Raw genomic sequence first — 2867 nt, 5'->3', positions numbered from 1 at the left:
TTATATAAGGGTAAGGGGTGTGAATCCCTTAGTGGGAGAAGGCTCCCACGGACGGAGTGACCAGTTCAGGTCGCGCGACAATGGCTATAAAGTTTTCCCAATCGCTGAATATAATCGGCGATCTCTGCGCTGCGGCTGGGCTGATCGGTAGTAGTGTTAGAACTTTGAGCGGATTGGGGTTTGGTGCTGGCGTGTTCGACGAGTGAGGCTTTACCTTTGCTGTCAATGGCGATCGATACCCGCTCCCCATTCATCCGCCCCATGACTTCCATATCCCCAGCAGGTCGCCAGATCGCGATCTCGGTGCCTTCGGCTGTAACTACGTCCATCACTGCCTTCTCGCCGTATTTTGTATTGACTTGGCGAGGATTCCCATTTACACGGGCTTCAATTAGCTTCATAATTTAATTAATCCTTGATTTTGCGTTTGGGATTACTCATTGACTAGGCGATCGCTCACCCTGAGAAAGTACGCGATCGCTTTGTCTTTGAGATTGTTATTATTTTACCATTATTAAATAACTAATAATCGCTAAATACATACAAAGTTTCATGTCCGCGATCGATACCTGAATAACCACTAATAAACATATCTCTAGCTACCATTTCAAAATCGATATAACAAGATTTTAAACCAGCTTCTTCAATTCGTTTTGTCGTCCCATCTTCCTCATATCTTTCTTCGGCAAAGTCTTCTTTACTCTTATAACAACCTCGATATCGATCCTCAAAGTCATCGATATCTTCAAAGCTATAGCAATCTAAAAAGGCCGCAAATGCTTCGCCATGTTCTTCGAGTTTTTCGGCTAGTTCTACTACTCGATCGAGCGATTCATACTCGCTAATTGTTATCCCGTGAAAACCCTCATAATCGTGGATCGCCCATTCCTCCGCGTCGGGCATCGGTGAAGCGGCTAACATCGTCTTAATCTGCTCTCTAACCTCATCGGCATCGATATCGCAGTCGATCCATTCTCCATGTAAATGACCGTTGTTGTACGCGCTCAAATCCGCGACATAAATCCTTGGTGTGTCGTTCATTTCTCTATTTCTAATCTGTAGGTGTAGCGGCGTGGGGGGGGGCGGCGCAGCCGCCCCAGATAAATTAGATGTAGTCGAAGCCCAATCCTCGCGGCTCCATCGTCCAGACTTCCGGCTCGGCGATCTTTTGCTCTACCAACCAGCCGACAAACAACCGCCCGATCGCTTCTGCCTGGGTCGTACATTGCCCGTAGGGGTGGCAGTCATAGACGTGTGTAGGATTGCCCTCGAAAGTTTCATCGAATAGCCATGAAGGGACTTTCTCGACCGCGCCGAGCTGCTTGCCCGCGATCGATAACTCCCACCGCGTCCGATCGTAATTAGCTTTTAAACTCACTAACTGAACCGTATCCAAGCAATCCAGCATAGAAACGATGCTAGAAGCTGCCGCCAACTCTGGGCGATTTGCGAGAGGATATGTCATACTCAAAATAGATCCTTTAATTCAACTTTTTGGATTGACTTAGCGATCGCTTAACTTGTCTAGAGGGAAGCGATCGCTTTGTCTTGAAAACATGTATTAATTATAACATTAAATCGCTAATAATTGTATTTTCAATCAATACTAATTAGCAGAAATATCGAGCATCAATTCTTAATTCTTAACTCTTAATTCTTAACTAAAAAGTGATAACTGACCGCTACTAGAAACACCCAACCACCAGCCACCAACGCTAGACCAAGACACGCTAGACCACGCCGGAGGCACGGCACCAGTAGGCAACCACAACAGCACCCGCCGCCCTGTGCCCAGAGCCAAAGCAGCCGAACCCCAAGAACCGGAACCACAGCCAGAGAAAGAGCGCGAAGGCACCACCCCCGCCGGAGCTGCACCGGAGGGAACCACTACCAGCAAGCCACCAGCGGGAACCGCCGCAACCACAGCCGCCGAACGCCGAGCAAACGCCGAACGACCCGAACCCCACCGCCCCGACTCGACCGCAAACACGCACAACCGACCGCCACTAGCAAAGGCCGATCGCACTGCTAAATCTGCACCACTGGCACAACCAACCACAACATGACAGCCGCTAGGAACGAGCGGAAACAGTGACGAGAGCGCAGCCAAACCCGCCCCAGACAAATGACGGGAGCCACTAAACCCAATAGTTTCTAAACCAGAAAACAGCGAACTAAGCAACATAAATTAGCTAACTATACTAGTATAATTTTATCATTAAATGATAAATATTTAGTAATTTCAACTAACTAAAATTACCCAATTTATTGAATACTAAATTAACTATTAACTATTAATTATTAACTATTAATTGAATTGAACCGCGTAGCGAACACCCGTAGGTAGTGGTGACGGAGTGGAGTAAGCGGAGCGACTGACGAAGGAAGGAGACGGAGCGAGCGGAACGCAGGAACCGCGCCGAAGTGGTGTGAGAGGGAGGGGAAGCCGGAGCCAGCCACCGCCGCACATAGCTAGCATTTTCCCCGACCGTCGAAGCGGTTCCGGGGGTGGTGGGAGGGTAGTGAGTGAGGAGTGGCAGATGCCATGTTAGGTAGCAACTTAAATCTATGCTTTACTGCCCGACGAGCGAACGATCGTTAGCTTCTTGCTGCACTAGATAAGCTAATGAATGATTTTTAATAATGACTTGCTATTTGAAAATAGTTAATTAAAGCACTCAAACAGGACAGATTTATATCTAGATGAGTTACGATTGTAAAAATCTGCATGTACGATCGCATATGGGGAGATAGCAATGTTTGATAACTTTACCGAAACAGCCATTAAAGCTCACGGTTCGCTCATTTTGGAGAGAGGTAGTCAAATTGGGTTAAAGTTTGACAATGAGCAAGCCTGTAACCTTAAC

At 47.3% G+C, this 2867-nt stretch carries 4 protein-coding genes; all 4 read right to left on the bottom strand.

Annotation, left to right across the window (positions count from 1 at the left end):
- Window positions 1–65: 65 nt before the first annotated feature.
- Window positions 66–401 carry a hypothetical protein gene (locus tag C7B77_RS27410; protein WP_106312509.1) on the bottom strand — a complete coding sequence of 112 codons (336 nt, stop codon included), beginning with the start codon at window positions 399–401 and terminating at the stop codon, window positions 66–68.
- Between the two features lie 121 nt (window positions 402–522).
- Window positions 523–1041, bottom strand: coding sequence for an antirestriction protein ArdA (locus C7B77_RS27405; RefSeq protein ID WP_106312506.1), 519 nt, complete (start codon window positions 1039–1041; stop codon window positions 523–525).
- A 64-nt stretch (window positions 1042–1105) separates the two neighbouring features.
- Window positions 1106–1465, bottom strand: a complete 360-nt coding sequence (locus tag C7B77_RS27400) for a hypothetical protein (protein ID WP_106312503.1) — start codon at window positions 1463–1465, stop codon at window positions 1106–1108.
- 192 nt (window positions 1466–1657) lie between these two features.
- On the bottom strand, window positions 1658–2185 hold the full coding sequence (locus tag C7B77_RS27395; protein ID WP_106312500.1) for a hypothetical protein: 528 nt from the start codon (window positions 2183–2185) through the stop codon (window positions 1658–1660).
- Between the last annotated feature and the right edge of the window lie 682 nt (window positions 2186–2867).

Source organism: Chamaesiphon polymorphus CCALA 037 (genome assembly GCF_003003845.1).
In the GTDB taxonomy this organism is placed as follows: domain Bacteria; phylum Cyanobacteriota; class Cyanobacteriia; order Cyanobacteriales; family Chamaesiphonaceae; genus Chamaesiphon; species Chamaesiphon polymorphus.
Note: the sequence above shows the minus strand (reverse complement) of the source record. Positions and strands in the feature narration are given on the sequence as shown.